At 73.2% G+C, this 26643-nt stretch carries 23 protein-coding genes and 2 pseudogenes; 18 read left to right on the forward strand and 7 right to left on the reverse strand.

Going from position 1 to position 26643, the window contains the following annotated elements; all coding sequences use genetic code 11:
* Position 1: 1 nt before the first annotated feature.
* On the reverse strand, positions 2-1108 hold the full coding sequence (locus IF61_RS0111270) for a magnesium and cobalt transport protein CorA (protein ID WP_030366173.1): 1107 nt from the start codon (positions 1106-1108) through the stop codon (positions 2-4).
* Between the two features lie 510 nt (positions 1109-1618).
* On the opposite strand from IF61_RS0111270, the gene IF61_RS0111275 reads away from it, so the two are divergent.
* From IF61_RS0111275 to IF61_RS0111290, 4 genes are all read left to right on the forward strand, one after another.
* Positions 1619-2203, forward strand: coding sequence for a suppressor of fused domain protein (locus IF61_RS0111275; RefSeq protein WP_030366174.1), 585 nt, complete (start codon positions 1619-1621; stop codon positions 2201-2203).
* 74 nt (positions 2204-2277) lie between these two features.
* A complete protein-coding gene (locus IF61_RS0111280) occupies positions 2278-2928 on the forward strand; it encodes a DUF6758 family protein (protein WP_030366175.1) in 651 nt (216 codons plus the stop codon).
* A gap of 528 nt (positions 2929-3456) precedes the next feature.
* A complete protein-coding gene (locus tag IF61_RS0111285) occupies positions 3457-4320 on the forward strand; it encodes a PHP domain-containing protein (RefSeq protein ID WP_030366176.1) in 864 nt (287 codons plus the stop codon).
* Between the two features lie 165 nt (positions 4321-4485).
* Positions 4486-5091 carry a MarC family protein gene (locus tag IF61_RS0111290; protein ID WP_030366177.1) on the forward strand — a complete coding sequence of 202 codons (606 nt, stop codon included), beginning with the start codon at positions 4486-4488 and terminating at the stop codon, positions 5089-5091.
* A 91-nt stretch (positions 5092-5182) separates the two neighbouring features.
* On the opposite strand, the gene IF61_RS36250 is transcribed toward IF61_RS0111290, so the two are convergent.
* Positions 5183-5335 carry a hypothetical protein gene (locus IF61_RS36250; protein ID WP_169748814.1) on the reverse strand — a complete coding sequence of 51 codons (153 nt, stop codon included), beginning with the start codon at positions 5333-5335 and terminating at the stop codon, positions 5183-5185.
* 215 nt (positions 5336-5550) lie between these two features.
* Between IF61_RS36250 and IF61_RS0111300 the strand changes: the two genes are divergently transcribed.
* Positions 5551-6513: an NYN domain-containing protein gene (locus tag IF61_RS0111300; protein WP_078660135.1), complete on the forward strand. Its 963-nt coding sequence runs from the start codon at positions 5551-5553 to the stop codon at positions 6511-6513.
* 179 nt (positions 6514-6692) lie between these two features.
* The gene (locus IF61_RS0111305; RefSeq protein WP_052392625.1) at positions 6693-7475 is read left to right on the forward strand and encodes a VOC family protein; all 783 of its coding nucleotides are present in this window, start codon (positions 6693-6695) and stop codon (positions 7473-7475) included.
* 3 nt (positions 7476-7478) lie between these two features.
* Here IF61_RS0111305 and IF61_RS0111310 read toward each other — a convergent pair whose 3' ends face one another.
* Together IF61_RS0111310 and IF61_RS32265 are read right to left on the reverse strand one after the other, a co-directional pair.
* Positions 7479-8339: an alpha/beta fold hydrolase gene (locus tag IF61_RS0111310; protein WP_030366180.1), complete on the reverse strand. Its 861-nt coding sequence runs from the start codon at positions 8337-8339 to the stop codon at positions 7479-7481.
* 211 nt (positions 8340-8550) lie between these two features.
* Positions 8551-10610: pseudogene (locus IF61_RS32265) on the reverse strand (DEAD/DEAH box helicase).
* A 547-nt stretch (positions 10611-11157) separates the two neighbouring features.
* Here IF61_RS32265 and IF61_RS0111320 point away from each other — a divergent pair.
* Positions 11158-11904, forward strand: coding sequence for a ferritin-like fold-containing protein (locus tag IF61_RS0111320; protein ID WP_030366181.1), 747 nt, complete (start codon positions 11158-11160; stop codon positions 11902-11904).
* Positions 11905-12327: 423 nt separating this feature from the next.
* Here IF61_RS0111320 and IF61_RS36955 read toward each other — a convergent pair.
* The 3 genes and pseudogenes from IF61_RS36955 to IF61_RS0111335 form a co-directional block, all read right to left on the reverse strand.
* A pseudogene (locus IF61_RS36955) lies at positions 12328-12468 on the reverse strand (DUF3107 domain-containing protein); the annotation flags it as partial.
* 60 nt (positions 12469-12528) lie between these two features.
* Positions 12529-13167: a TetR/AcrR family transcriptional regulator gene (locus IF61_RS0111330; RefSeq protein WP_030366183.1), complete on the reverse strand. Its 639-nt coding sequence runs from the start codon at positions 13165-13167 to the stop codon at positions 12529-12531.
* Between the two features lie 174 nt (positions 13168-13341).
* Positions 13342-13572, reverse strand: a complete 231-nt coding sequence (locus IF61_RS0111335) for a hypothetical protein (RefSeq protein ID WP_030366184.1) — start codon at positions 13570-13572, stop codon at positions 13342-13344.
* Between the two features lie 142 nt (positions 13573-13714).
* Here IF61_RS0111335 and IF61_RS0111340 point away from each other — a divergent pair, with 142 nt between their 5' ends.
* The 11 genes from IF61_RS0111340 (at position 13715) to IF61_RS0111390 (ending at position 26595) form a co-directional block, all read left to right on the forward strand.
* Positions 13715-14698, forward strand: a complete 984-nt coding sequence (locus tag IF61_RS0111340; protein ID WP_030366185.1) for an alpha/beta fold hydrolase — start codon at positions 13715-13717, stop codon at positions 14696-14698.
* Entirely contained in the window at positions 14691-16202 is a 1512-nt protein-coding gene (locus IF61_RS0111345; RefSeq protein ID WP_245684481.1) for a DUF3152 domain-containing protein, read from the forward strand. Before IF61_RS0111340 ends, IF61_RS0111345 begins: the two co-directional genes overlap by 8 nt.
* A 142-nt stretch (positions 16203-16344) precedes the next feature.
* Positions 16345-16437 carry an Ms4533A family Cys-rich leader peptide gene (locus tag IF61_RS37570; protein WP_324197103.1) on the forward strand — a complete coding sequence of 31 codons (93 nt, stop codon included), beginning with the start codon at positions 16345-16347 and terminating at the stop codon, positions 16435-16437.
* Positions 16438-16625: 188 nt separating this feature from the next.
* Positions 16626-18350 carry an ABC transporter substrate-binding protein gene (locus IF61_RS0111355; RefSeq protein WP_030366187.1) on the forward strand — a complete coding sequence of 575 codons (1725 nt, stop codon included), beginning with the start codon at positions 16626-16628 and terminating at the stop codon, positions 18348-18350.
* Positions 18347-19351 carry an ABC transporter permease gene (locus IF61_RS0111360; protein ID WP_030366188.1) on the forward strand — a complete coding sequence of 335 codons (1005 nt, stop codon included), beginning with the start codon at positions 18347-18349 and terminating at the stop codon, positions 19349-19351. The genes IF61_RS0111355 and IF61_RS0111360 overlap by 4 nt, the downstream gene beginning before the upstream one ends.
* Entirely contained in the window at positions 19348-20337 is a 990-nt protein-coding gene (locus IF61_RS0111365; RefSeq protein ID WP_030366189.1) for an ABC transporter permease, read from the forward strand. Before IF61_RS0111360 ends, IF61_RS0111365 begins: the two co-directional genes overlap by 4 nt.
* On the forward strand, positions 20334-22019 hold the full coding sequence (locus IF61_RS0111370) for a dipeptide ABC transporter ATP-binding protein (protein WP_052392626.1): 1686 nt from the start codon (positions 20334-20336) through the stop codon (positions 22017-22019). The genes IF61_RS0111365 and IF61_RS0111370 overlap by 4 nt, the downstream gene beginning before the upstream one ends.
* A 183-nt stretch (positions 22020-22202) precedes the next feature.
* Positions 22203-23768, forward strand: coding sequence for a DUF3492 domain-containing protein (locus IF61_RS0111375; RefSeq protein ID WP_342667984.1), 1566 nt, complete (start codon positions 22203-22205; stop codon positions 23766-23768).
* Positions 23765-24820, forward strand: coding sequence for a hypothetical protein (locus tag IF61_RS37435; RefSeq protein ID WP_078660137.1), 1056 nt, complete (start codon positions 23765-23767; stop codon positions 24818-24820). Before IF61_RS0111375 ends, IF61_RS37435 begins: the two co-directional genes overlap by 4 nt.
* Positions 24821-24913: 93 nt before the next feature.
* Positions 24914-25828 (forward strand): NAD-dependent epimerase/dehydratase family protein, encoded by a 915-nt coding sequence (locus tag IF61_RS0111385; protein ID WP_030366193.1) that lies wholly within the window; start codon positions 24914-24916, stop codon positions 25826-25828.
* A complete protein-coding gene (locus IF61_RS0111390) occupies positions 25816-26595 on the forward strand; it encodes a spherulation-specific family 4 protein (RefSeq protein WP_030366194.1) in 780 nt (259 codons plus the stop codon). The genes IF61_RS0111385 and IF61_RS0111390 overlap by 13 nt, the downstream gene beginning before the upstream one ends.
* The last annotated feature ends 48 nt before the right edge of the window (positions 26596-26643 follow it).

The raw sequence follows: 26643 nt of genomic DNA on the forward strand, positions 1-26643 counted from the left end.
GCTAGAGCCAGCCGTTCCGCTTGAAGCCGCGGTGGATCGTCACACAGATGGCGACCGTGACGACCATGACCGCCGGATAGCCGTACTTCCAGTGCAGCTCCGGCATGTGGTCGAAGTTCATGCCGTAGATCCCGGCGATCATCGTCGGCACGGCGAAGATCGCCGCCCACGACGTGATCTTCCGCATGTCCTCGTTCTGCGCGACGGACGCCTGCGCGAGGTTGGCCTGGAGGATGGAGTTCAGCAGGTCGTCGAAGGACAGGACCTGCTCGTGGACGCGGGCGAGGTGGTCGGCCACGTCCCGGAAGTACTTCTGGATGTCCGGGTCGACCAGCCGCATCGGCCGCTCGCTGAGCTGCTGCATCGGCCGCAGCAGTGGGGCGACGGCCCGCTTGAACTCCAGCACCTCGCGCTTGAGCTGGTAGATCCGGCCCGCGTCGCCGCCGCGCGAGGCGCCCTTGCCGACGGGCGAGAAGACGTCGATCTCCACCTCGTCGATGTCGTCCTGCACGGCGTCGGCGACGGCGATGTAGCCGTCCACGACCTGGTCGGCGATCGCGTGCAGGACGGCGGACGGGCCCTTGGCCAGCAGCTCCGGGTCGTCCTGGAGGCGGTGGCGCAGCGCGCGCAGCGAGCCCTGGCCGCCGTGCCGGACGGTGATGATGAAGTCCGGCCCGGTGAAGCACATCACCTCGCCGGTCTCGACGACCTCGCTGGTGGCGGTGAGCTCGGCGTGCTCGACGTAGTGGATGGTCTTGAAGACGGTGAACAGCGTGTCGTCGTAACGTTCCAGCTTGGGCCGCTGGTGGGCGTGGACGGCGTCCTCGACGGCGAGCGGGTGCAGCCCGAACTCGGCGGCGATGCCGGAGAACTCACGCTCCGTCGGCTCGTGCAGCCCGATCCAGGCGAAACCGCCGCCGGCCCGCACCCGGCGCATGGCCTCGGCGGGGCTGACGTGGTCGCTGAGCCGCTTGCCGTCGCGGTAGACGGCGCAGTCGACGACCGCGCTGCTGACCGAGGGGTCCCGGGTGGTGTCGTAGTCGTACGGGGCGGCATCCCGGCGGAGGGCGGGGCGGACGGCGGCGCGCAGGTCGCGGATCATCGACATGGCAGGGCTCCTTCACGGGCCGGCCGCCAGCCCGGTGCGGAGTGCGCGCGCAACGCTGTCCGGAACGTGGACGTGCATCCATGACCGGGAACACGTCCGCAAATCGGGCGGCGCTTCGTGCAGTGCGGGGAGGCTGACGGCAGTTCGCGGAGAACTTCGCAGAGAAGCGGAGAACTTCGAAGCAGAGAACTTCGCAGAGAACACGGAACAAAGCGGGACGAAGGCGCTCTTCCGTCGGGCACTGCGGGCGCGAAAGAACTTCCGGGAAAGCGTCGGCGGCACTGCCGAAGTCGGAAGATCTCAGATCACAGGGTGGTGTGCGTCCGGAGCGAAGGGACGGGAGAACTGTCGGTACTGCACGGTCGACTAGGATCCACCGCAGCCCCACCTCCTCCGGCCGGTCCCCGCTGAGGGACGAACGTAACTCCCTGACCAGAGGTCAAGGCTAGCAGCCACTTGACGCGTCAATACCCTCCTTTGCCCGTTCGATACGCGTTCTATGCTCACTGCATGTCAGACGTTCTCGCACTGGTCGAGGCCCGGCTCCGGACAGCCCTGGGCGAACCGGACGCGCGCGCAGCGGTGACCTTCCTCGGCACGGACCGGATCGAGGTCCTCCGATTCCATGAAGGGGACGTCGTCCGCTACGCCACCCTCGGCATGTCCGCCCAGCCGATGACCGACCCGACGGCCGTGATCGCCGATCCGTTGCGCGGCCCCCGCGCCGAGCTGGTCCTCTCCGTCCGCGCCGGCCTCGCCGACACGGACAAGGCGCTGCGGCCGCTCGCCGTCCTCGCCGCCTCTCCCCAGGTGGAGGGCCTCGTCGTGGCGCCCGGCGCCTCGCTCGACACCGGCGAACCGCTGTGGCCCGGGGCACCCTTCACCTCCGTCCTCGTCGCCGAGCCCGGGGGACTGGTCGAGGACCTGGAACTGGACGAGCCCATGGACCCGGTCCGCTTCCTCCCCCTGCTGCCCATGACCCCCAATGAGGCGGCCTGGAAGCGGGTGCAGGGAGCGGAGGCGCTGCGGGAGCGGTGGCTGAGGAACGGCACCGACCTGCGTGACCCGATGCGCTCCGGGGTACCTCTGGGGTGACCCTCCGGGCCCGCGCCGTCCGGACGGGTGATCGTCCTTGACGCGGCGGCGGCCTGGGAGGACCGTTGGAGGCTATGAGGGGCGAACCCAGTTGCCCGAAGTGCGGTGGCCGGGTGCGAGCGCCCGGTCTCTTCGCCGACTCGTGGCAGTGCGACGTCCACGGCACGGTGCACCCTCTGCAGCCCGTCGTCCCGCCGAGCGTGGACGCGCTGGCCGTCGTCGTCAACCGCGCCCACGTGCCCGTGTGGATGCCCTGGCCGCTGCCCGTCGGCTGGCTGTTCACGGGCGTGGTCTGCGCGGGGGACGACCGCAGCGGCGGACGGGCCACCGCCGTCGCCTGCTCCGGGCCGAGCCCTCTCGGCGGCCCCGGCGAGCTGCTCCTGGTGGCCGAGGAGCTCGGCGTCGGCCTCGGCGCGCGCTACGCCGGCGTCGACGGCCCCGACCCCGGCCCCTACCTCCGCGTCGACCGCTCCCCGCACGCCAAGGTGCACGCCGCCGGCCGCCCCACGCCCCTCTGGCACGTCGAGGGCGCGCCCGAGGACCGGGCCGTCTTCGCGGGCGAGGCGCGGGGGCTGTGGCTGTGGGCCGTGGTCTGGCCGGAGCGGTCGGGACTCCTGATGTACGACGAGCTGGTCCTCACGGACCTGCGGGACGCGGGCGCGGAGGTCGACCTGCTTCCGTGCGGGGCGCTGTCGCCCCGCTTGCTGCCGCCGGCGGGGCGCTGAATCACAGCCGTGGGGGCTGCGGATGCCTGTCGTTCCGCCGGACCCTCGCCGCAGGGGCGCTGCGCCGTGGCGGCGGGCTTTCCTCTCCGCTGCCACGGCGGTGAAGATCCGCCGTGCGGGCCCCGGCCCCCCCCGGCCCTGCTGCCGTCAGCCGGCGGCCGGCCCTTGTCCGCCGCGTCGGTGATCCGCCACGGCGGAGGTGTCCGGCGGGGTGCGGTACGAGCTCAGGCGGGCTCGGCACCGCCGCGTTCCGCCGTTGTGGCGGATCACCATCACGGCGGATGAAGGGGCTGCCCGGGCCGGGCGCCACCGGGGTCCGCCGCCGTGGTCGCTCGCCGCTGCGGCGGATGGGCTGGGCGGCCGGGCCGCGGCCTGCGGGTGCGGCGGATGGGCGGGTGGTGCCCCCTGGGGGCAGACCGGCGGGCGGGCGCCGTGTCCTGGTCGCGGGCCCTACGGGCCCGGACCGCCGCTTCGGGCCGGTTATCCTGAACCGGTCCCGTTTCGTCTGCCGCCGTGAGGAGCCGTGTCGTGCGCATCGACCTGCACACCCACTCCACGGCCTCCGACGGCACCGACACCCCCGCCGAGCTGGTCCGCAACGCGGCCGCCGCCGGGCTGGACGTCGTGGCGCTCACCGACCACGACGGCGTCGGCGGCCACGCCGAGGCCGTCGCGGCGCTCCCCGCAGGCCTGACCCTGGTCATGGGCGCGGAGCTGTCCTGCAGGCTCCCGGGCCCGGACGGCTTCAGCGTGCACATGCTGGCCTACCTCTTCGACCCGCTGGAGCCCGGCCTGGCCCGCGAGCGGGACCTCGTCCGCGACGACCGCGTGCCCCGCGCCCGCGCCATGGTCACCAAGCTCAACGAGCTCGGCGTGCCCGTCACGTGGGAGCGCGTCGCGCAGATCGCCGGCGACGGCGCCGTCGGGCGGCCGCACGTGGCCACCGCGATGGTCGAGCTGGGCGTCGTGCCCAGCGTGTCCGACGCCTTCACCTCCGAGTGGCTCGCCGGCGACGGCCGCGCCTTCGTCGAGAAGCACGAGCTGGATCCGTTCGACGCGATCCGCCTGGTCAAGGCGGCCGGCGGCGTCACCGTCCTCGCGCACCCGTTCGCGTTCAAGCGCGGCAACTGCGTCTCCGAGAGCGCGATAGCCGAGCTGGCCTCGGCCGGGCTCGACGGCATCGAGGTCGACCACATGGACCACGACGCCCCCACCCGTGCCCGGCTGCGCGGCCTCGCCGCCGACCTCTCCCTGCTGACCACCGGTTCCAGCGACTACCACGGCAGCCGCAAGACCTGTTCGCTCGGCGAATTCACGACCGATCCGGAAATCTACGGCGAGATCACGCGCCGGGCCACGGGCGCGTTCCCCGTCCCCGGCGCCGGCGGCTGACCGCACCCCCTCTTCCGGGTCCGGTCGCGTCCGCACATCCCCATCCCCCGTGATGCCGTGCGCGGGTGACCGCGCCCGTACGCCCCCGCCCGCGCCGCCGTACGCCCGTACGCACTGACGGGCGTTCCGCACCTGCTCGCACCACCACTCCCGCAAGGCTCACCTGTGTTCGACTTCGCCGTCTTCGGCTCCCTCTTCCTCACCCTGTTCGTGATCATGGACCCGCCCGGGATCACGCCGATCTTCCTCGCCCTCACCTCCGGCCGCCCGGCCAAGGTCCAGCGCCGCATGGCCTGGCAGGCGGCCGCCGTCGCCTTCGGCGTGATCACCGTCTTCGGCATCTGCGGCCAGCAGATCCTGGACTACCTGCACATCACCACGCCGGCGCTGATGATCGCGGGTGGTCTGCTCCTGCTGCTGATCGCGCTGGACCTGCTCACGGGCAAGTCGGAGGAGCCGACGCAGACCAAGGACGTCAACGTGGCGCTCGTGCCGCTCGGCATGCCGCTGCTCGCCGGGCCGGGAGCGATCGTCTCGGTGATCCTCGCCGTGCAGCACGCGGACTCGGCCGGCGCGCAGATCTCGGTGTGGGCGGCGATCGCCGCGATGCACGTCGTGCTGTGGCTCGTGATGCGCTACTCGCTGCTGATCATCCGGGTGATCAAGGACGGCGGCGTGGTGCTGGTGACGCGGCTCGCGGGCATGATGCTCTCGGCGCTGGCCGTCCAGCAGATCATCAACGGCATCACGCAGGTGATCGACGCCAGGTGACGCGCGCCGCGCCGAGCGGTCGCACATGCGACGACACCCCCGTACGGACCGTCCGTACGGGGGTGTCGCTGTTCGCGAAGGAGCGTCGGCGCTACTGTGCCGCGGAGGCGGCCGGGCGGATATAGATGCGCTGACCCGTCGAAGCGGCCTGCTGCACGATCCGGTTGACGGAGGCGGCGTCCACGACGGTGCTGTCCACGGCGGTGCCGTTGACGTCGTCCAGGCGCATGATTTCGAAGCGCACGGCTTCTCCCTTCGTCTGATCCTCCTGAGGAGAACTTCATGGCTGACGGAACGCGCCGCGTCCGTGGGGCGCGTTCCGTAGGGGTACAACGAGGTTACCCCTGCAAACATTCCCTACGCTAAGGAAATTTTTAACATGGCTAAGAATTGTTAAATCCGTGTAACGGAACGCGTTGTTGACGTAACCGCCTGTGTGCAACCGAACGAGACGACACCATGACGGAACCTTCCGAGCAGCAGTCCCCGAAGCGCGAGCAGTCTCCCGAGCAGTCCCCTGAGCACCTGCACGCGATCGCCGCCGCCATCCAGCGCACCAACGACCTCCTCACGCGCGTGCTGGCCGAGGTCGCCACCACCCCCTCCACCCACGCGATCTTCGTCGACGCCGGCTACGTGTACGCGGCCGCCGGGCGCCTCGTCGCCGGCACCGAGGACCGGCGCTCCTTCGATCTCGACGCCGAAGGGCTGATCGAGGCCTTCATCGACAAGGCGCGCACGATCTTCCCCGACAGCCGGCTGCTGCGCGTCTACTGGTACGACGGCGCCCGCCGCCGTATCCACACCACCGAGCAGCAGCGCATCGCCGAGCTCCCCGACGTCAAGGTCCGCCTCGGCAACCTCAACGCCAACAACCAGCAGAAGGGCGTCGACTCCCTCATCCGCACCGACCTCGAATCGCTCGCCCGCCACCGGGCCATCAGCGACGCGGCCCTCATCGGCGGCGACGAGGACCTCGTCTCGGCCGTCGAGGCCGCCCAGGGCTACGGCGCCCGCGTCCACCTGTGGGGCATCGAGCCGGCCGGCGGGCGCAACCAGGCCGAGCCGCTGCTGTGGGAGGTCGACAGCCAGCGCACCTTCGACCTCGACTTCTGCAAGCCGTACGTCACCCGGCGCACCGTGTACGAGGCGCACGCCGACGGCGCCCTCGCCGGCCGGCCCGCGCCCGGCCGCGACGACGTGCGGTTCGTCGGCGCCCAGGTCGCGGCCCAGTGGCTGGCCTCGCGCGGCCGCGACACCGTCGCCGAACTGCTGCCCGGCCATCCCATCCTGCCCGGCGCCGTCGACCAGGAGCTCCTCGTCGAGGCCGAAGCGCTGCTCGGACTCTCCCTGCGCGGGCACGCGGACCTGCGGCGGGCCCTCCGGGACGGCTTCTGGGACCACTTGCACACCCAGCTCTGATCCGCACCCGATCCGGCCCGGCTTCCCTCGGATGGGATCAACTGCGGGGGGAACGCGCGTGCCGGAATGCATACGGGGAAGCCGAGTGGAACCCTGACAGGGGCCGCGGCCCACCGGCCCGGCCACCCCCGACGGGGACCCCTGACCCGCAATCCGGAACAGAAACGAGGCGATCGGCCATGTCGCTCACTGACCGTGCCGTGCCCGGAGCACCATGCTGGGTGAGCCTGCTGACCGGCGACCTCGCCGGAGCACAGGCCTTCTACGGCGCTGTCATGGGCTGGACCTTCCGCCGCGGCAGCTTCGGGGAGGACTTCTCCGTCGCCCTCTCCGACGGCAGGCCCGTCGCCGGCATCGGCAACATCGCCCGCCGCATGGGCGTGCCCGTCTCCTGGACCTCCTACTTCGCCGTCGAGGACGCCGACGTGACCGCCGCCCGCATCCGCGAGCGCAGCGCCACCGTCGCCGTCGGCCCCCTCTCCGTCGGCCCCGGCCGCGCCGCCCTGGCCGCCGACCCCGCCGGAGCCGTCTTCGGCTTCTGGGAGGGCAGGACCCTGCGCGAGTGGCAGATCGGCCGGCTGGGCGCCCCCGCCTGGCTGGAGCTGCGCACCCGCGACGCGTTCGCCTCCGCCATCTTCTACGGCGAGGTCTTCGAATGGGCCACGGGGCGGCCCGACCGCTGCGAGGTCCGCTACGAGGACGAGGCCGTCATGGTGCGGTCCGGCGGCCGCACCGTGGCCTGCCTGCGCGGCGGCGCCATCGAAGCCGCCCCCGACCCGCAGATCCGGCCGCGCTGGCACGTCTACTTCTACGTCGACGACGTGGAGAAGGCCGCCGAGTCCGCGCTCGCGGCCGGCGGCACGGTGGCCGCCGAGCCGGGGGAGTCGGAGGTGGGGCGCGAAGCGACCCTGCGCGACCCGGACGGCGGGCTCTTCACGGTCACCACCGGTTCACGGAGCTGACGCTCAGCCCCGGCCGGACAGCTCCCAGAAGCGGACCAGCGCCTCGGCCGTGGGCCCCGGCCGCTCGGCGTTCGGCGAATGCTCGGCGCCCTGGACGACCGTACGGACCGCGGACAGCTCCTTCGCCATCGCGTCCATCGACGGCACGGGCCACGCGTAGTCCACGGCCCCGGAGAGGACGTGCTTGGGCAGCGGCACCGCGGCCAGCTCCGGCGTACGGTCCGGCTCGGACGTCAACTGCCGGCCCGTCGCCATCAGTTGCTCGGGCACCGTCGCCATCCAGCGGTGGCGCAGGAACGCGTCCAGCTCCGGCGGGGCGGGCGCGGCCGGGGCGCTTTCCGCGTCCGCCCTGCGCATCTCCAGCCACACCGCGCCCATGTCGTACGCGCCGAGCGCCGCGATCAGGCGCCGCGTGCGCTCCTGCTGCGGTGCGGAGATCGCGGCCGGGCCGCAGCTCATGAGGGTCAGCGACCGGAACGGGGACGCGTCGGCCAGCACCGCGGCGCGGGAGATCAGCCCTCCGAGCGAATGCCCCAGCAGGTGCACGCCGCCGCCGACGGCCGCCGCCTGGGCGAGCACGTCCTCAGCCAATTCGGTCTGGGCGTACGCCGCCTCGTCGCGCGGCCCCTCGGTCTCGTGCTGCCCGCGCCCGTCCACGGCCACGGCCCGGTAACCGGCCGCCGTGATCGGCTCCAGCAGCGCGATGAAGTCCTCCTTGCTGCCGGTGAAGCCCGGCACGAGCAGGACGGTGCCGCGTGGGGGAGCGGTGGGCCGGGCGTCGTGCACGGCGAACTCCCCGCGGGGGGTGGAGAGCCGGTGGGCGCGGGCGCACGGGGGCAAGGTGAGGAAGGGGGGCCTGCTCATGGCACGAGGCTAACGCGGGGCGTTGCGGGGGAGCGGGCCGGGCGCAGCCCGGGAAACGGTGAAAGGGCGGGACCGGGGCATGACATCCGCCGCCGCGGCGAGTAACCCCCACCGGCGGGGCCGGCGGTGCCGAGCCGACCCGAGCGACGGCGAAGGCCGGTCACCCCACGAGCGTGGGGTGACCGGCCTTCATCGCTCAGCGAACCGGCCGTCAGGCCTCCGTCGTGGCCTTCGCCTTGGGCGCGGCAGCCTTACGGGTGCGCTTCGGCTTCTCCGCGACCTCGGCGGTGTCGACAGCCTCGGCAACCTTCTTCGCAGCCGTCTTGCGGGTGCGCTTCGGCTTGACCTCGGCCTCGGCCACGGCCTCCACAGCTTCCGCCTTGGGCGCGGCAGCCTTGCGGGTGCGCTTCGGCTTGGCCTCGACGGCCTCGGCCGTGTCGACGGCTTCCACGGCCTTCTTGGCAGCCGTCTTGCGTGTGCGCTTGCACGGCCTTCTTGGCAGCCGTCTTGCGTGTGCGCTTGAGGGGCGGCCGCGGCCTTCTTGGCGCGGGTCCGGCGGGCCGGCTTGGCCGGAGCCTCGGCCTCGGCCGGCTCCTGGGCGGGAACCACCGGCGCGGCCTCGACGACCGGAGCCGTCTCGACGACCGGCACCGTCTCGGCGGCCACCACCGCGGCAGCGGCCTCCGGCTTCGCCGCACGGGTGCGACGGCGGCGCGGCTGGGCCGGGACCTCCGCGGCGGGCGCCGGGGCGGCGGCCTCGGCGGGGGCGACGGGCTCGGCGGTCACCACGGCCTCGGCGGCGACGGACGCCACCGCGGCCGAGCCGGCCCCGCCGCGCGTACGACGCCGGCGGCGCGGCTTCGCGGGAGTGGCCGGAGCCCCCTCCGCCACGGGAGCCGCAGCGGCGGGCGCTGCCGCGGCCTGCTCCGTGCCGAGCGCGGTCCCGCCGCGGGTGCGGCGGCGCTGGCGCGGCGTACGCGTACGGGCCGGGCGCTCCTCGGTCTCCTGACGCGGGCCACGGCCCCCGTCACGGCCCCCGTCACGACCCCGGTCACGACCGCCGCGGCCACCACGGCCGCCGGTCTCGCCGAGGTCCTCGATCTCCTCCGCGGCGAGCCCGGCGAGGGTCCGCTCGGAGCGCGGCAGTATGCCCTTCGTGCCGGCGGGGATGCCGAGCGCCTCGTACAGGTGCGGGGACGTGGAGTACGTCTCCTCGGGCTCGTCGAAGGGCAGTTCCAGCGCCTTGTTGATGAGCTTCCAGCGCGGGATGTCGTCCCAGTCGACGAGGGTGACGGCCGTACCCGACTTGCCGGCGCGGCCGGTGCGGCCGATGCGGTGCAGGTAGGTCTTCTCGTCCTCGGGGGCCTGGTAGTTGATGACGTGGGTGACGTCGTCGACGTCGATGCCGCGGGCGGCGACGTCGGTGCAGACCAGGACGTCGACCTTGCCGTTGCGGAAGGCGCGCAGCGCCTGCTCGCGGGCGCCCTGGCCGAGGTCGCCGTGGACCGCGCCGGAGGCGAAGCCGCGGCGGGCCAGCTGGTCGGCGATGTCCGCGGCGGTCCGCTTGGTGCGGCAGAAGATCATCGCGCGGTTGCGGCCCTCGGCCTGCAGGATGCGGGCGACCATCTCCGGCTTGTCCATATTGTGGGCGCGGAAGATGTGCTGCGCGATGTTGGCGACGGTCTGGCCCTCGCCGTCCGGCGAGGTGGCGCGGATGTGCGTGGGCTGCGACATGTAGCGACGGGCCAGGGAGATGACCGCGCCCGGCATGGTGGCCGAGAAGAGCATGGTCTGGCGCTTGGCCGGGAGCATCGTGATGATGCGCTCGACGTCGGGGAGGAAGCCGAGGTCGAGCATCTCGTCGGCCTCGTCCAGGACGAGGGACTTGACGTGCGCGAGGCTGAGCTTCTTCTGGCCGGCGAGGTCCAGCAGGCGGCCGGGCGTGCCGACGATGACGTCGACGCCCTTCTTGAGGGCCTCGACCTGCGGCTCGTAGGCACGGCCGCCGTAGATGGCCTGGACGCGGACGTTGCGCACCTTGCCGGCGGTCAGGAGGTCGTTGGTGACCTGCTGGCACAGCTCACGGGTGGGGACGACGACGAGCGCCTGCGGGGCGTCGGTCAGTTGCTCGGGCTTCGCCCGGCCCGCCTCGACGTCCGCGGGGACGACGACGCGCTCCAGGAGCGGCAGGCCGAAGCCCAGCGTCTTGCCGGTGCCGGTCTTGGCCTGGCCGATGACGTCGGAGCCGGAGAGGGCCACCGGGAGCGTCATCTCCTGGATCGGAAAGGGGTGAACGATGCCGACGGCTTCGAGCGCTTCGGCCGTCTCGGGGAGGATTCCCAGGTCTCGGAAGGTCGAGGGGTTCGAGAGAGTGGACAGGATCTTGCCTCTTCTGTGAGACGCGGCGCTGGGCGGCGAAGGGGGTCGTACAAGGTCGTACGGACCGCGCCGGAGTACTGTCCGGCCTGGGGACGCCGGAAGGCGCGGGACCACTGCCTTCGCTCGAGCACACGTGCCGCGAGCGGATCCCCCCTGGCGCGTACGTCTCGTGCGCGCCGTGCGGAGGGCGGTCGGTTTTGGAAGCCGATCGGGCCACCGACCGGGCATCCGCTGAGGCCCGGGGACTGGGGCGAGAAAATGCCCCCGGAGGACACAGCATGGGACAGCCTGCCGACACACTCGACAGGCGCATTACCACTGTACCCCGGAAAGGCGCATGTGTGTCCGGACAATCCTCCGGACAATCCTTGGGACAGATCCGGATGAAGTAGCTGACCTGGGGCTTCCCCGGGTTGCGAAGCGGGCTATTGTGCGCTCCATGGAGACGTCCGACAACGCTGAGAACGCCAACGAGCCCGCCGAGGCGCTCACCGGGATCGCCGCCCAGGACTGGGACCGGGCATCCGCCGACCCGCAGTACCGCGCGGCGGTCGTGGACCTGCTGGGCGCGCTCGCCTACGGCGAGCTGGCCGCCTTCGAGCGGCTCGCCGAGGACGCCAAGCTGGCGCCGTCGCTCGACGACAAGGCCGAGCTGGCGAAGATGGCCGCGGCGGAGTTCGGCCACTTCCAGCGGCTGCGCGACCGGCTGACCGCGATCGACGTGGAGCCGACCGGCGCCATGGAGCCCTTCGCGGCCGCGCTGGACGAGTTCCACCGCCAGACGGCGCCCTCGGACTGGCTGGAGGGCCTGGTCAAGGCCTACGTGGGCGACTCGATCGCCAGTGACTTCTACCGCGAGGTGGCGGCCCGCCTGGACTCCGACACGCGCGCCCTGGTGCTGACCGTGCTGGACGACACCGGCCACGCGACGTTCGCGGTCGAGAAGGTGCGCGCCGCGATCGAGGCCGAGCCGCGCGTCGGCGGCCGTCTCGCGCTGTGGGCGCGCCGGCTGATGGGCGAGGCGCTCTCGCAGGCGCAGCGCGTCGTCGCCGACCGTGACGCGCTCTCCACGATGCTCGTGGGCGGCGTGGCCGACGGCTTCGACCTCGCGGAGGTCGGGAAGATGTTCTCCCGGATCACCGAGGCGCACACCAAGCGCATGGCCGCGCTGGGCCTCGCGGCCTGACCGTACGCCTGACGGCACCGGCCCGGGCTCCGGCCCGGGCCGCTTCGGCCCTCTTCAGGCCGTGGCTGATCGGCGGGCCGGGCGGTCTCCCTGACGCAGCAGCAGGGACAGCAGCGCGACGGCCACTCCCAGCGAGACCGCGAGGACGGCAGGGGTCTGCCCCGGGCCGAGGACCGAGTGGGCGAGCAGGGCGCCGAAGAGCGCCGCGACGGGACCGGTGGCCAGCGTCAGGGCCCGGGAGCGGAACTGCCCGTACCGCTCGGGGAGCCAGTGCAGGGCGCCGTAGGTCCCGTTACCGGAGCGAGGGGCGGGTGCAAACCGGTCGAAGCCGTACTACCCCACGAGGGTGTCGGGCAACCTCCCCGGCGTGCATCCGTAACGACAACGGCGGGGGGGGGGGGGGGGGTCCCCTCGGGGCCCGCCTCCGCGGCTGTCCTCAAGGCTGAGCAGGGGTGCCTTGCCGGCCAGTGCGTCGGAGATCACCCGCTCGACCTCCTCGGCACTCTGGGTGCTCTCGATGACGATCTCGCGCGGCGCGTGCTGCACGCCGATCTTGACCTCCACGGCTTACGTCCCTCCGAAGGTGTGGGTTGATGTCCACACATTAGCCCGGGACGGTGCCGGTCAGTGCTGCTCGGGGGCGTTCTTCGGGAAGCCCGCGATGCCGCGCCAGGCGAGCGAGGTCAGCAGCTGGACGGCGGTGGCGCGGGGCACCGTGCTCTCGCTGGAGAGCCAGTAGCGCGCGACCACCTGGGAGACGCCGCCCAGGCCCACGGCCAGCAGCATCGCCTCGTCCTTCGACAGGCCCGTGTCCTCGGCGATGACGTCGCTGATCGCCTCGGCGCACTGCAGCGAGACCTTGTCGACGCGCTCGCGCACGGCCGGCTCGTTGGTCAGGTCCGACTCGAAGACCAGGCGGAAGGCGCCGCCCTCGTCCTCCACGTAGGCGAAGTAGGCGTCCATGGTGGCCGCCACCCGCTGCTTGTTGTCGGACGTGGAGGCGAGCGCGGTGCGCACCGCGTGCAGCAGGTTCTCGCAGTGCTGGTCCAGCAGGGCCAGGTAGAGGTCCAGCTTGCCGGGGAAGTGCTGGTAGAGCACCGGCTTGCTGACGCCGGCCCGCTCGGCGATGTCGTCCATCGCCGCGGCGTGGTACCCCTGGGCGACGAAGACCTCCTGGGCCGCGCCCAGGAGCTGGTTGCGTCGGGCTCGGCGCGGCAGGCGCGTGCCCCGCGGCCGCGCCTCGGTCTGCTCGATGGCTGTCACGCCGCCTCCCAAGATCGTTCACTGCACGGTGTGCACCGCGCCCGCCATCGTACTTTTGGGTAACCCGGGCGTGCGTGGTCGGAGCGGAGAATTTCACGGACCGGACGCTGTGGGAAGCTGACAAAAACCTGACAATTGGCGCAGGTCAGCCCAGGACTCCGCGGTCATGCTCGATCAGCGGTAGTCGTCCTCGTCCAGATCCACGACGCGCGCCTGCTCGGCGACGTCCGCCACGTTCGCCGTGGCCGGGTCCAGCACGGCGAGGGGGTCGTCGCGGTGCGGGGCGAGGTCGGCGTGCTGCTCCGCGGCGTCGGCTTCCGGAGCCTCGGCGTCGAATTCCGTCACGTCGGCGTCCTCCTCGTCGAAGTCTTCGAACGTATCGGGGTCGGTCGGATCGACAGGCATGCGGATCCCTCTCTCCGGTATCCGGGATGTGCGCCCTCGTACTCCTTGCGGTCGAGCCTAGGAGAGAAGGGGCCGAGCCGCCAGGTGATCTGTGACCCCCGCCACAACCGGCCCGGCGTGATCGTCTCGTAACATTGCCCGCATGTCTTCGACCGAGTCGCCGGATGCCCGCATCGTCCCCGTGGTGCCTCCCGGTCGGCCCTCGCGCGTCAGCGAGGGCGAGGAGGTCCGCACGGTGACCCTGCCCGGGGTCACGCTGGCCGTGCGCTCCCGCCCGCCCCGGGCGCCGGGGCTGCCTCCCGTGCTGTGCATCCACGGCCTCGGCGGCTCCTCGCAGAACTGGTCCGCGCTCATGGAGCTGCTCGCCGGCGACGCCGCGTGCGAGGCGCTCGACCTGCCCGGCTTCGGCGACTCCCCGCCCCCGGACGACGGCGACTACTCGCTCACCGGCTTCGCCCGGTCGGTCATCCGCTACCTCGACGCGAGCGGCCGCGGCCCCGTCCACCTCGTCGGCAATTCGATGGGCGGCGCCATAGCGACCCGCGTGGCCGCCGTCCGCCCGGACCTGGTCCGCACGCTCACCCTGATCTCCCCGGCGCTGCCCGAGCTGCGCCCGCAGCGCACGGCGGTGCCCACGGCCCTGCTCGCGCTGCCCGGCGTGGCCACCCTCTTCGCCCGGCTGACGCGGGACTGGTCCCCCGAGCGCCGTACGCGTGACGTCCTCGCGCTCTGTTACGGAGACCCCGGAAGAGTGACATCCGAGGGCTTCGCGCTGGCCGTCGCGGAGTACGAGCGCCGGCTGGAGCTCCCCTATTTCTGGGACGTCATGGCCTGCTCCGCACGCGGAGTGGTCGACGCGTACACCCTTGGGGGCCAGCATTCGCTGTGGCGGCAGGCGGAGCGCGTCCTTGCCCCTACTCTTCTGGTCTACGGAATGCGCGACCAGCTCGTCTCCATCCGGATGGCCCGCCGTGCCAGCAGGACTTTCCGCGACTCGCGGCTGCTGACGCTGGTGGAATCGGGACATGTCGCCATGATGGAGGACCCGGACGCGGTGGCTCGTGCCTTCCGCGACCTCGTAGCGGACACCGCCACTGCCGATCGGAGCGCCTCGCCTCGTGGGTAAACACAGCGCACGCGCCCCCCGCGCCGTCTCCCGGCCCGCCGCGCCCGCCGCCTCCGGCGCGGGCGGCGGAGGCGGCGCGGGCGGTCACGACGCCACGGCCGCCCCGCAGGGCGAAAGCGAGGGCGAGCCACTCGGCGGGCCCTTCGGCCCGGCGGGTTCCCCCGCCCCGGCCGGCTGGTCCGGCTCCTTCAACCCCTCCGGGTCCTTCGGCTTCGACCCTTCCGACGACCCCTCCGACCCCTCCGACTCGTTCGACGCCTTCGGACGGCAGGACGTCGGCGTCGGCTGGGGAGTCATCGGAGTGCAGCGCGTCCACGGCGCGGACGCCGGGGCGTACGGTCCGGGGAGTGTTCCCGGCGGCGACGCACGGCTGGCCGGCTACCTCGGCGGGTACGCCGGCGAGCAGGAGCCGGTCTCCTGCCGGCCGTTTCCCGAGTACCAGGCGGTTCCCGAGCCGGCCCACGGCTCCCCGTACGACATGCCCTATGAGACGGCCTCCGAGGGGCAGCCGCCGCAGTCCCCCTCCCCGTACTGGCTGGGCGGTGCACCGTCCGACCCCGCCTCCGCCTCTGCCTCCGTCCTGGCCGAGGACCCCGCGTCCTTTGCTCCCCCCGCTCCCGCGCGGGTGCCCGCACCCCGCCCCGGCGCGGCCCGCCCCCGCACCGGCGGAACCCGCGGCGCCTCCCGCGACGCCGGCTCGCCGAAGTCCGGCGGCGGCATCGCGCGGACGGCCACGGGCGTGGCCGCGGCCGTCGTGACGGCCGTGCTCGCCGTCGTCGTCGCCGGGCAGGTCGAGGACGGCACGGACACCCAGGCGCAGGCGCGCCCCGCCGACGTCGAGCGGGCCAAGGCGGACGCCGCCTCCCGCTCCGACAGCCGCCCCACGCCCAACGGCGGCGCCGCACAGCAGCTCTCGTACGAGCAGAAGATGGACCGCAAGTACCCGCTGGACGAGAAGGCGAAGGGCAGCGGCGCCTTCGACACCGTCGGCGGCCACGATAAGGCCCCGGGCCGCGGCGAGGTGCTGCGCTACCGCGTCGACGTGGAGAAGGGGCTGCCGCTCGACGGCGAGCTCTTCGCCACCGCCGTGCACCGCACGCTCAACGACGAGCGCAGCTGGGGCCACGGCGGCACCCGTACGTTCGAGCGGGTCTCCTCCGGGCACGCGGACTTCGTCATCACGCTGGCCACCCCGGGCACCACGGCCGTGTGGTGCGCGAAGTCGGGGCTGGACACCACCGAGGACAACGTCTCCTGCGACTCCGCCGCGACCGACCGCGTCATGATCAACGCCTACCGGTGGGCGCAGGGCGCCCGCACGTACGGCGACAAGATGTACGCCTACCGGCAGATGCTCATCAACCACGAGGTCGGCCACCGCCTCGGGCACGACCACGAGTCGTGCGGCAAGGAGGGCGAGCTCGCCCCGGTGATGATGCAGCAGACCAAGTTCCTGACGACGGACGGCGTCACCTGCAAGCCGAACGCCTGGCCGTATCCCTGATCCGGATCCCCGATCCGGCGGCCCGTCCGTGATCCGGTCCGGTGATCCGGCCGGTGATCGAATGTCTCGCTCTCCGAGATGTTTCATCTCTGGATCTGAGACACCTTGGACAGGGACCGAAAATTCGTTCAGTCTTCTGCGCATGTCGTACCGCCACGCCTCCGAGAACGCCGCCTTCGTGCTGGCGCTGATCGGCGTGGCCGCGCACAGCGTCGCCGACATCCACTGTCGCTGAGACGCCTTTCCCTTCGCCTTCCCCTCGCTCGTCCCGCGCTGCCCGTCAGCGTCGCGTCCGCCGGGGGCGGTCCGGCGCTCCCGTGCGCTCCTTCCCACCGCCTTCCGCGGGTGCTTCCTGCTCCCCTCCCTCCGGTTCACCCCTCTCTTCGGTGCACCGTCGCATTCCCGCGAAAGGCTTTACCTGTCATGCGTCACATGTCCGTCATATCCCGTCGGGTGGCTGCTGCCGCCGTCAGTGTGGTCCTGGTCGGCGGCGCAGCAGCGGCGTGCGGCCCCAAGGAGGGCGACGACGCCAAGGGCGGCGGTGCCGAGGGCGCGCCTCAGAAGGGCGGCACGCTCACGGTGCTCAACAGGGCACCGCAGAAGCAGTTCGACCCGGCCCGCCTCTACACCTCCGGCGGCGGCAACATCCCCTCGCTCGTGTACCGAACCCTCACCACCCGCCACCGCGCGAACGGCGCCGAGGGCACCAAGGTCGTCCCCGACCTCGCCGCGGACACCGGCACGCCCAGCGACGACGCCAAGACCTGGACGTACAAGCTGAAGGACGGCCTCAAGTACGAGGACGGCTCGCCCATCACCTCCGCCGACATCAAGTACGGCGTCGAGCGCTCGTTCGCCGCCGAACTCTCCGGCGGCGCCCCCTACTTGCGCGACTGGCTGATCGGCGGCGACACCTACCAGGGCCCGTACAAGGAGAAGAAGGGCCTCGACTCCATCGAGACGCCCGACGAGAAGACCATCGTCTTCAAGCTGAAGAAGTCCGAGGGTGACTTCCCCTACTTCGCCGCCTCCACACAGTTCGCCCCCGTGCCCAAGGCCAAGGACACCGGCGCCAAGTACGCCGAGCACCCGGTCTCCTCCGGTCCGTACAAGGTCGTCAAGAACGCCGGCGACGGCGAGCAGATGACGCTGGAGCGCAACCCCAACTGGTCCGAGGAGACGGACAAGGAGCGGCACGCCTACCCCGACCGGATCGAGGTCAAGTCGGGCCTGTCCTCCGCGGTCATCAACCAGCGCCTGTCGACCGGCTCCGGCCCCGACGCCGCCGCGGTGACCACCGACACCAACCTCGGTCCGGCCGAACTCGCCCAGGTCACCGGCGACAAGAACCTCGCCGCCCGGGTCGGCACCGGCCACTTCGGCCAGACCTCCTACCTGGCGTTCAACCCCGCGGTGAAGCCCTTCGACGACCCGAAGGTCCGCCAGGCGATCTCGTACGCGATCAACCGCACCAGCGTCGTCAACGCCGCGGGCGGCTCCTCGCTCGCCGAGCCCACGACGACGTTCCTGCCCCGCCAGAAGCCCCTCGGCTACACGCCGTACGACCACTTCCCGGCGGGCGCCAAGGGCGATGCGGCCAAGGCGAAGGAGCTGCTGAAGGAGGCCGGTCACGAGAACGGCCTGGAGATCACCCTCACCCATTCCACCGCCCAGAACTTCGAGACCAGCCCCGAGGTCGCGACCGCCGTCCAGGCCGCGCTCAAGGAGGCGGGGATCACCGTGAAGCTTGAGGGCCTGGAGGACAACGACTACGACGAGAAGATCCACAGCTTCGAGAAGCAGCCGGGTCTCTTCATCGCCCACTGGGGCGCCGACTGGCCCTCCGGCGGGCCCTTCCTCGCCCCGGTCTTCGACGGGCGGCAGATCGTGAAGGACGGTGCCAACTTCAACACCGCCCGCCTCGACGACCCGAAGGTCAACGACGAGATCGACGCCATCAACAAGATCACCGACCATGACGCGGCCGCGCAGCGCTGGGGCGCCCTCGACCGGAAGATCGGCGAGCAGGCCCTGACCGTGCCGCTGTTCAACCCCGTCTACAAGCGTCTCTTCGGCAAGGACGTCAAGAACGTCGTCATCAGCAACTGGACCGGTGTCCTCGACGTCTCGCAGGTCGCGGTCAAGTGACGACGGAACTGCTCACCACCGCGGAACCGGAGGCGGGAACCGCTCCCGCCTCCGGCCCCCCGCAGGTCTGGCGGCGGCTGAGGGCGCGCAAGTCCGCGCTCGCGGCCGCCGCCGTGCTGGGCCTGCTCGTCCTCCTGGCCCTCGCCGCGCCCCTGCTGGCGGCGATCGAGGGCCAGGACCCGAACGCGTACCACGACACGCTCGTCGACTCCGCCCGCGGCGGCGTCCCCTTCGGCGACTTCGGCGGCATCAGCGCCGAGCACTGGCTGGGCGTCGAACCGGGCACCGGACGCGACCTGTTCGTGCGCCTGGTCTACGGCGCCCGGGTCTCGCTGCTCGTCGCCGTCGGCGCCACCGCCGTCCAGATCCTCATCGGCGTCGGCATCGGCCTGGCGGCCGCGCTCGGCAACCGCCTTGTGGAAAGCCTGCTCACCCACGTCACCGACGTGATGGTGGCCATGCCCCTGCTCGTCTTCGCCATCGCCCTGATGGCCGTCGTCCCCGCGGACTTCCCGCGCCCCGTGCTGCTCGCCATCGCCATCGGACTGCTGCAGTGGGGCGGCATGGCACGCCTCGTCCGCGCCCAGACCCTGAGCCTGATGAAGCTCGACTTCGTCTCGGCCGCCCGGCTGACCGGAGGCTCCACCCGGCGCGTGGCCCGGCGCGAGCTGCTGCCCTCGCTCGCCGCGCCCGTGATCACCTACGCGGCCGTCCTGCTGCCCACCAACATCGTGATGGAAGCGAGCATGTCCTTCCTCGGAGTCGGCGTGAAGCCCCCGACCCCGTCCTGGGGGCACATGCTCTCGACGGCCACCACGTGGTTCCGCGCGGACCCCATGTACGTGCTGCTGCCGGCGCTCATGCTGTTCGTCACCACGCTCGCCTTCACCGTCCTCGGCGACGGGGTGCGCGCGGCGCTCGACCCGCGCGAGGCGTCCCGGCTGCGCGTCGGCCGGGGCCGGCGCAAGGCGCGCACGAGCGGCGCGGGAGGCGCGGCATGACCGGATACCTCCTGCGGCGCGCCGCGGGCGCGCTCGCCGTCCTCCTCGTGCTCTCGGTCGTCGTCTACGCGACCTTCTACATCGCGCCCGGCGACCCCGCCCGCCTGGCCTGCGGCCCGCGCTGCAACCCCGGGCAGATCGCCCAGGTCCGCGCGCAGCTCTCCCTCGGCGACCCCGTGTACCTCCAGTACTGGCACTTCCTGCAGGGCATCGTCGCCGGGCACGACTACTCCACCGGCACCGCCCTGCTCCACTGCGACGCACCGTGCTTCGGATTGTCGTACCAGAACAACCAGCAGGTCACCGACATGCTGATCGAGCGGCTGCCCGCCACCGCCTCGCTCGCGGTCGGTGCCATGGCCGTCGCCCTGCTCCTGGGCACCGGCACCGGCCTGCTCTCCGCGCTGCGCCGCGGCGGGATCACCGAACGGGTGCTGACCTGGCTCACCCTCGCCGGGACCGCCACCCCCGTCTTCATCAGCGGCCTCGGCCTGCTGATGCTCTTCTGCGCCTACCTGGCCTGGCTGCCCTTCCCGACCTACGTGCCGCTCACCGGCGACCCCGAGCAGTGGGCCTGGAACATGCTGCTGCCGTGGGCCGCGCTCGGTCTGCTCGAATCCGCGAAGTACGCCCGGCTGATGCGCAGTTCCATGCTGGAGACGCTGGCCGAGGACCACATCCGCACCTTCCGCGCCTACGGGGTCGCCGAGCGCAAGCTCGTCACGCGGCACGCCCTGCGCGGCGCCGTCGCCCCCGTCATCGCGCTGTCCGCAGCCGACTTCGGGTCGATGTTCGGCGGCGCGGTCCTCACCGAGATGATGTTCGGCCTGCCCGGGATCGGGGCGCTGCTGGTGCACGCCACCACGACCCTCGACCTGCCCGTGGTCGTCGCCGTGGTCATGGTCACCGGCACCGCCGTCGTCATCGCCAACATCGTGGCGGACGTGCTCTACGCCGCCGCGGACCGAAGGGTGGCCCTGCGATGACCACACAGCTCACGAGCGGCGGGCCGGCGGCCGGCCGGCGCGAGACCGGGCCCCTGGTGGCCGTCTCCGGCCTCTCCGTGGCCTTCTCCGCCGGGCCCGGCGAGGGCTCGGGTGGCATCGTACGGGCCGTGGACGCCCTCTCCTTCGAGCTCGCGCCCGGCGGCGCGCTCGGCATCGTCGGCGAGTCCGGCTCCGGCAAGTCCACGGCCGCCTACGCGCTGCTGGGCCTGCACCGGGACACCGGCGCCGACGTCACCGGCTCGGTGACCGTGGCCGGGCACGACGTGCAGGCCGCGGACGACGCCGGCCTGCGGCGGCTGCGCGGCGGCGTCGCCGCCATGGTCTTCCAGGACCCGCTCTCCTCCCTCGACCCGTACCAGGCCGTCGGCGACCAGATCGCCGAGGTCTACCGCGTCCACCACCGCGACGCCTCCCGGCGGGAGGCCCGGGCCCGCGCGGCCGAGGTGCTGGACCGCGTGGGCATCCCCGACGCGGCCCGCCGCGCCCGCTCCCGCCCGCACGAGTTCAGCGGCGGCATGCGCCAGCGTGCCCTCATCGCCATGGCCCTCGCCTGCCGGCCGCAGCTGCTCGTCGCGGACGAGCCCACCACCGCCCTCGACGTCACCGTCCAGGACCAGATCCTCGGCCTGCTGCGCGAACTGCGCGCGGAAACCGGCATGGGCCTGATCCTGGTCACCCACGACCTGGGCGTGGCGGCCGGCAGCGTCGACGACCTGCTCGTGATGAAGGACGGGCGGGCCGTCGAGCACGGACCCGTCCGCGACGTGCTCCACGCGCCCCGCGAGGACTACACCCGCGACCTGTTGGCGGCCGTCCCGCGCGTAAACGTCCGGCGGGAGACCCGTACGGACGGACTGCCTCAAGCCGGAGGTGACGACTCCGTCCTCCTGGAAGCATCCGCCCTGCGGCGGGAGTTCGGGCGCGGCAAGCGGGCCGTGACCGCCGTGGACGACGTGTCGCTCACCGTACGGGCCGGCGAGACCGTCGGCGTCGTCGGCGAGTCCGGCAGCGGCAAGACCACGCTCGGGCGGATGCTCGTGCGCCTGCTGGAGCCCACCGGCGGCCGGCTCAGCTACCGCGGACGCGACATCGGCGGCATGAAGGAGCGCGAGCTGCGCGCCTTCCGCAGCGAGCTGCAGATGGTCTTCCAGGACCCTGTCTCCTCCCTCAACCCCCGCCGCAGCATCGGCGAGTCGATCGCCGACCCGCTGCGTGCCGCCGGGAAGCTGGACGACGCCGCGATCGTCGCGCGCGTGCGGGAACTGCTGGAGCGCGTGGGGCTCGACCCGGCCTCCTACCACCGCTACCCGCACGAGTTCAGCGGCGGCCAGCGGCAACGCGTCGGCATCGCGCGGGCCCTCGCGCCCGAGCCGAAGCTGATCGTCTGCGACGAGCCCGTCTCCGCCCTGGACGTCACCACCCAGGCACAGGTCGTGCGGCTGCTCGGCGAGTTGCAGCGCGACCTCGGCCTCGCGCTCGTCTTCATCGCCCACGACCTCGCCGTCGTACGGCAGGTCAGTGACCGGCTCGTCGTCATGCGCGGCGGCCGGATCGTGGAGGAGGGACCGGCCGACACCGTCTACGAGCGGCCCGCGCACGCCTACACCAAGGGCCTGCTCGCGGCGGTCCCGCGGCTCGAAGCGGCCGAAGCCCCCGCATAGCGCGGGGCAACGCCTCATCTCCGGGAAAGTCACCTCTGTTCACCCCTTCCGGTGGCGCGACGGACAACCGTCCGTCGCGCCACGGGCGAGCCCGCATAGCGTGCTTCCGCTGCCGTTGCCGTTCGGCGGCCGCAGGTCAGGCGAGGGCGACCACAAGGGACAGACGGGGGTGCGTGCGTGCGCGTGGGACTCCTTACGGAGGGTGGGTATCCGTACGCCTCGGGTGAGGGTGGTCAGTGGTGCGACCAGCTCGTGCGGGGCCTGCCCGGGCACGACTTCGAGATCTGCGCCCTGAGCCGCCGCGCCCGGCAGGACGCGGGCGGCTGGTGCGATCTGCCGGAGCACGTGCGGCGGGTGCGCACGGCCCCCCTGTGGGGCGATCCGGCCGGGGCCGTGGGGCGCGCCCACCGCGCGTACGGCCGCCGCGAGCGCCGCCGCTTCGGCGCGTACTTCGCCGGCCTCGCCGAGGCCCTCACCGCCACCGTCGAGCCCGGCCCCGAGGACCGCAAGACCCAGGCGTACCGTTTCGCCGACGCCCTGAACGGCCTCGCCGACCTCGCCCGCGACGCCGGCGGCCTCGGCTCCGCCCTCCGCTCCGAGCAGGCCCTGCGCATCCTGGAGGCCGCCTGCCGCGCCCCCGGCTCCCACCCCGCCGCCTACGGCATCCGCGTCGCCGACCTCCTCGCCGTCACCGCCCTCCTGGAGCGCGCCCTGCGCCCCCTCTCCCTCGACTGGTACGGCACCGCAGGCGACCGCGGCCTCGCCGGGGTCGACCTGTGCCACGCCACCTCCGCGGGCCCCGCCGCCCTCCCGGGACTCCTGGCCAAGCGATTCTTCGGCACCCCCTTCCTCGTCACCGAGTACGAGGTCCGCCTGCGCGCCTACTACCTCAACAGCGCCGCCAGCGCCGCCGGTCTCTCCCTGCCCGTGCGGACCCTGCTCTCCGCGTTCCACCGGCAGCTCACCGCCGAGATCTACGCCCGCGCCGACATCATCACCCCCGGCGACGCCCAGGTGCGGCGCTGGCAGGAGCGCTGCGGCGCCGACCCCGGCCGGCTGCGCACCGTCCACCCCGGCCTCGATCCCGCTCCGTACGAGGCCGTGGGGGAGCGGGCCGAGACCGGCGAGGGGCCGGACGACGGCCTCACCGTGCTCTGGGCCGGCGGCAAGGCCGAGCCCTTCCTGTGGGAGACCCTCGCGGCCCTGCGCCAGGCCGAGCCCGAGGTGCGGATGCGCGTCATCGGCGAGCCGCTGCCCGGAGTCCAGCCCGTCGGCGTCTCCTACGCCCCCGCGGCCACCCCCTGCACGTACGCCACGGGGAGCGTCGTCGTCCTCGCCGGCAGCGCCGAGACGTTCCCGAGGCCGCTCGTGGAGGCGATGCTGTGCGGCCGCGCCACCGTCTCGCCGGACTCCGCCTCCGTCCGCGAAGTCATCGGCGGCACGGGCCTCGTCGTCCCCCCGCGCGATGCCGGCGCCCTCGCCGCGGCCTGCCTGGAGCTGCTGCACGACGCCGGCCGAAGAGCCAGACTCGGTGCCGCCGCCCGCGCCCGCGCCCTCGAACTCTTCACCACCGAAAGGCATGTGACGGACTTCCACGGCATCTACCTCGAACTCATCTCCCGGGCTCCCGCCGGGCGGGACGCCGCCGCCCCCGACCCCGCCGTCCCCTTCTCCCGCGCCGCCGAATCCCGCGCGCCGATCGGCCTGACGCCCCGCCAGTCCTCCCCGACCTGGGCAGGCCGCCCATGACCACACCGCTCAGGGACGGCAGCGCGCCCGCCGCCGCTGCCGGCATAGCCGTAGCCCACGCCGGTACGGGGGAGAGTGAGCCCGCTCAGGCCGGCCCGGCGAAAGCCGATCCCGTGAAGGCCCTCCTGCAGCGCCATCACGGGCTGTGCGCCCGCGCCGTGGACCCCCTGGAGATCGCCGCCGTCCTGGAGGACGGGGGCCTCACGGACCACGCGGCCGCGGAGTGCCGGCACCGGGACGTGTTCTCGCTGGCCGACGAGCTGTACGCACGCACCGAGCGCGAGGAGCCCGAGCGGCCCGCGCCCGGCGTGCCGGGCGACCCGGCGGCGCCCGCGCACGAGGTGCGCGCCCCATGGCGGTTCGCCGGACTGCTCGCCGCCGCCTGGCTCGTCGCGTACGCCCTCCTCGGCGGGCCCGCCCTCGCCGCGCTGCTCTCCGGCCGCGCGTTGTTGCCGGATGCCCTGATGGCAGCCGTCCCGGCCGCCGTCGCCCTCATGTGCAGCCTCGCCCCCGCCCTGTGGTGCACCCGGTGGTTCACCGGACGGGTGCGGCACGCCCTGGTGGCGAGCCGCTCCCGCGCCGAGTTCCGGGCCCGCGCCTGGCCCCTGCTCCTCACGGCCGCAGGGCTGTTCACGGCCGCCCTGGCCGCGCTCCTGTGGTCCGTACGGGCGGCTTCGGGCGCGCCCGCCGCCCGCCCGGCCGAGCTCGCCGCCGTCACTGCCCTCGGCGGGCTGCTCTTCCTGGCCCGGCTGCTCACCGCCCGCGGCTCCGGACGGGCCGCCGCCGTCGCCGCACTGGCCGCCTGCGGCCTGGAAGCGGCGGCGCTCGGCGTCGCGGCAGCGGGTGCACCAGGGCGGTTCGCCGCGCCCGCCGTCGCCTGGGCGACCGGCGCCTACGGCCCCGCCGCCATACCCCTCGTGGCCTGCGCGCTCCCCGCGCTCGCCCTCCTCGCCCACGCCCTGACCGCGCTCTCCCGGGCCTCCGCCCACCGCCACGGCCCGCACGCACCCGTCCCCGCCGACCCCGGAGAAGCCCCGGCCCGGGCCCGGTGACCGCACGTCCCAGTCGCACACCCCCTTCAGAGGAGCAAGGAAGATGACCGTTCACCCCATCCGCACCGCCGGGCGAGAGCGAGGGCGCGACCGATGAGGGTTCTGCTGCTCGGTGCCAACGGCTACCTCGGCCGCTACGTGGCCGACCGTCTGCTCGCCGACCCCGCCGTCCAGCTCACCGCGCTCGGCCGCGGCGACGACGCGGACGTCCGCTTCGACCTCGCCACCGGCAGCCCCGGCGCGCTCACCCGCTTCCTCAACGCCGTCCACCCCGGCGTCGTGATCAACTGTGCGGGCGCCACCCGCGGCGGGGCCCGCGACCTCACCCGGCACAACACCGTGGCCGTCGCCACCGTCTGCGAGTCACTGCGCCGCAGCGGCTGCGGCGCCCGCCTCGTCCAGCTCGGCTGCTCCTCCGAGTACGGGCCCTCCCAGCCCGGCTCGTCCACCGCCGAGGACGCCGTGCCCCGTCCCGGCGGCCCGTACGGGGTGAGCAAGCTCGCCGCCACCGAGCTCGTCCTCGGCTCCGGTCTCGACGCGATCGTCCTGCGCGTCTTCTCGCCCGTCGGCCCCGGCACCCCGGCCGGCTCCCCCCTCGGCCGGCTCGCCGACGCCCTGCGCCGCGCCATGCAGAACGGCGACAGCGAGCTGAAGCTCAGCGGCCTCGGCGTCCAGCGCGACTTCGTGGACGTCCGCGACGTGGCCCGCGCCGTGCACGCCGCCTCCCTCTCCGCCGCCCAGGGAGCCGTCAACATCGGCACCGGGCGCGCGGTCCGGCTGCGCGAGGCCGCGGCCACGCTCGCCCGCGTCGCCGGCTACGGCGGCTCCCTCCACGAGCTCGACGACCCCCACCTGGGCACGCCGCCCGCCTACCCCTACCCCGACGGCTGCGGCAGCTGGCAGCAGGCCGACGTCCGCACCGCCCGCGACCGGCTCGGCTGGCGTCCCCGCATCGGCCTGGAGGAGTCCCTGGCCGACATCTGGATGGAGGCCGCGTGTCGCATCTGAGCCCGCCCGGGCAGCGGCGGTCCCGGGTGCGCGAGGCGCCCCTGCGCTTCGGGGTCCCGGGCTTCGCGCACCCCCTGCTCGCCCCCGCCGAGTGGGGCGAACTCCTGCGCGCCGACGTCCCCGTGGAGTGGGTCGTGCTCGGCAGCGGCGCCATGGCCGCCCCGGGCGGCACCGCCTCCGGCGGCCCCGGCGACCGCCCGGACCCGTATCGCGTGGCCGCCGCCGCCCGGCTGCGCGAGGCGGGAATCCGGGTCCTCGGCCACCTGGACCTGAGGTTCGGCGAGCGCCCCCTCGGCGAGGTGCTCTCCGAGGCCCAGCGCTATCTGAACTGGTACCGGGTCGACGGATTCGCCCTCGACGCCGCCCCCGCCGACCCGGCCGCCCTGCCCGGCACCCGGCGCACGGTCGCCTCCCTGCGCACCGTGCTCGACCGCGCGTACGTCGTCCTCGTCCACGGCACCCACCCCTCGCCCGGCTACGCCGACCTCGCCGAGCAGCTCGTCACCTTCCACGGCCCGTGGTCGGCGTACCGCTGGTCGCAGGTGGCCGAGTGGACCGCCGACTTCCCGGCCGCCCGCTTCTGCCACCTCGTGCACGGCATCCCCCGCGCCCACCTGGAGGAGGCGCTGCGCCTCGCCCGCTGGCAGGGCGCCGGCACGATCTACTTCACCGACCGGACGGACCAGGACGAAGCGGACCCCTGGGAGGTGATGCCCGGCTACTGGGACGAGATCGTCTCGCGCATCGGACCTGGTGTCTCGGAATGAGGCGGGGCGTGGCAGTGTTACGGGGGAAGGACCGAACGCCGCCTGTAT

The sequence above is a fragment of the Streptomyces roseoverticillatus genome, assembly GCF_000719265.1.
GTDB lineage: Bacteria > Actinomycetota > Actinomycetes > Streptomycetales > Streptomycetaceae > Streptomyces > Streptomyces roseoverticillatus.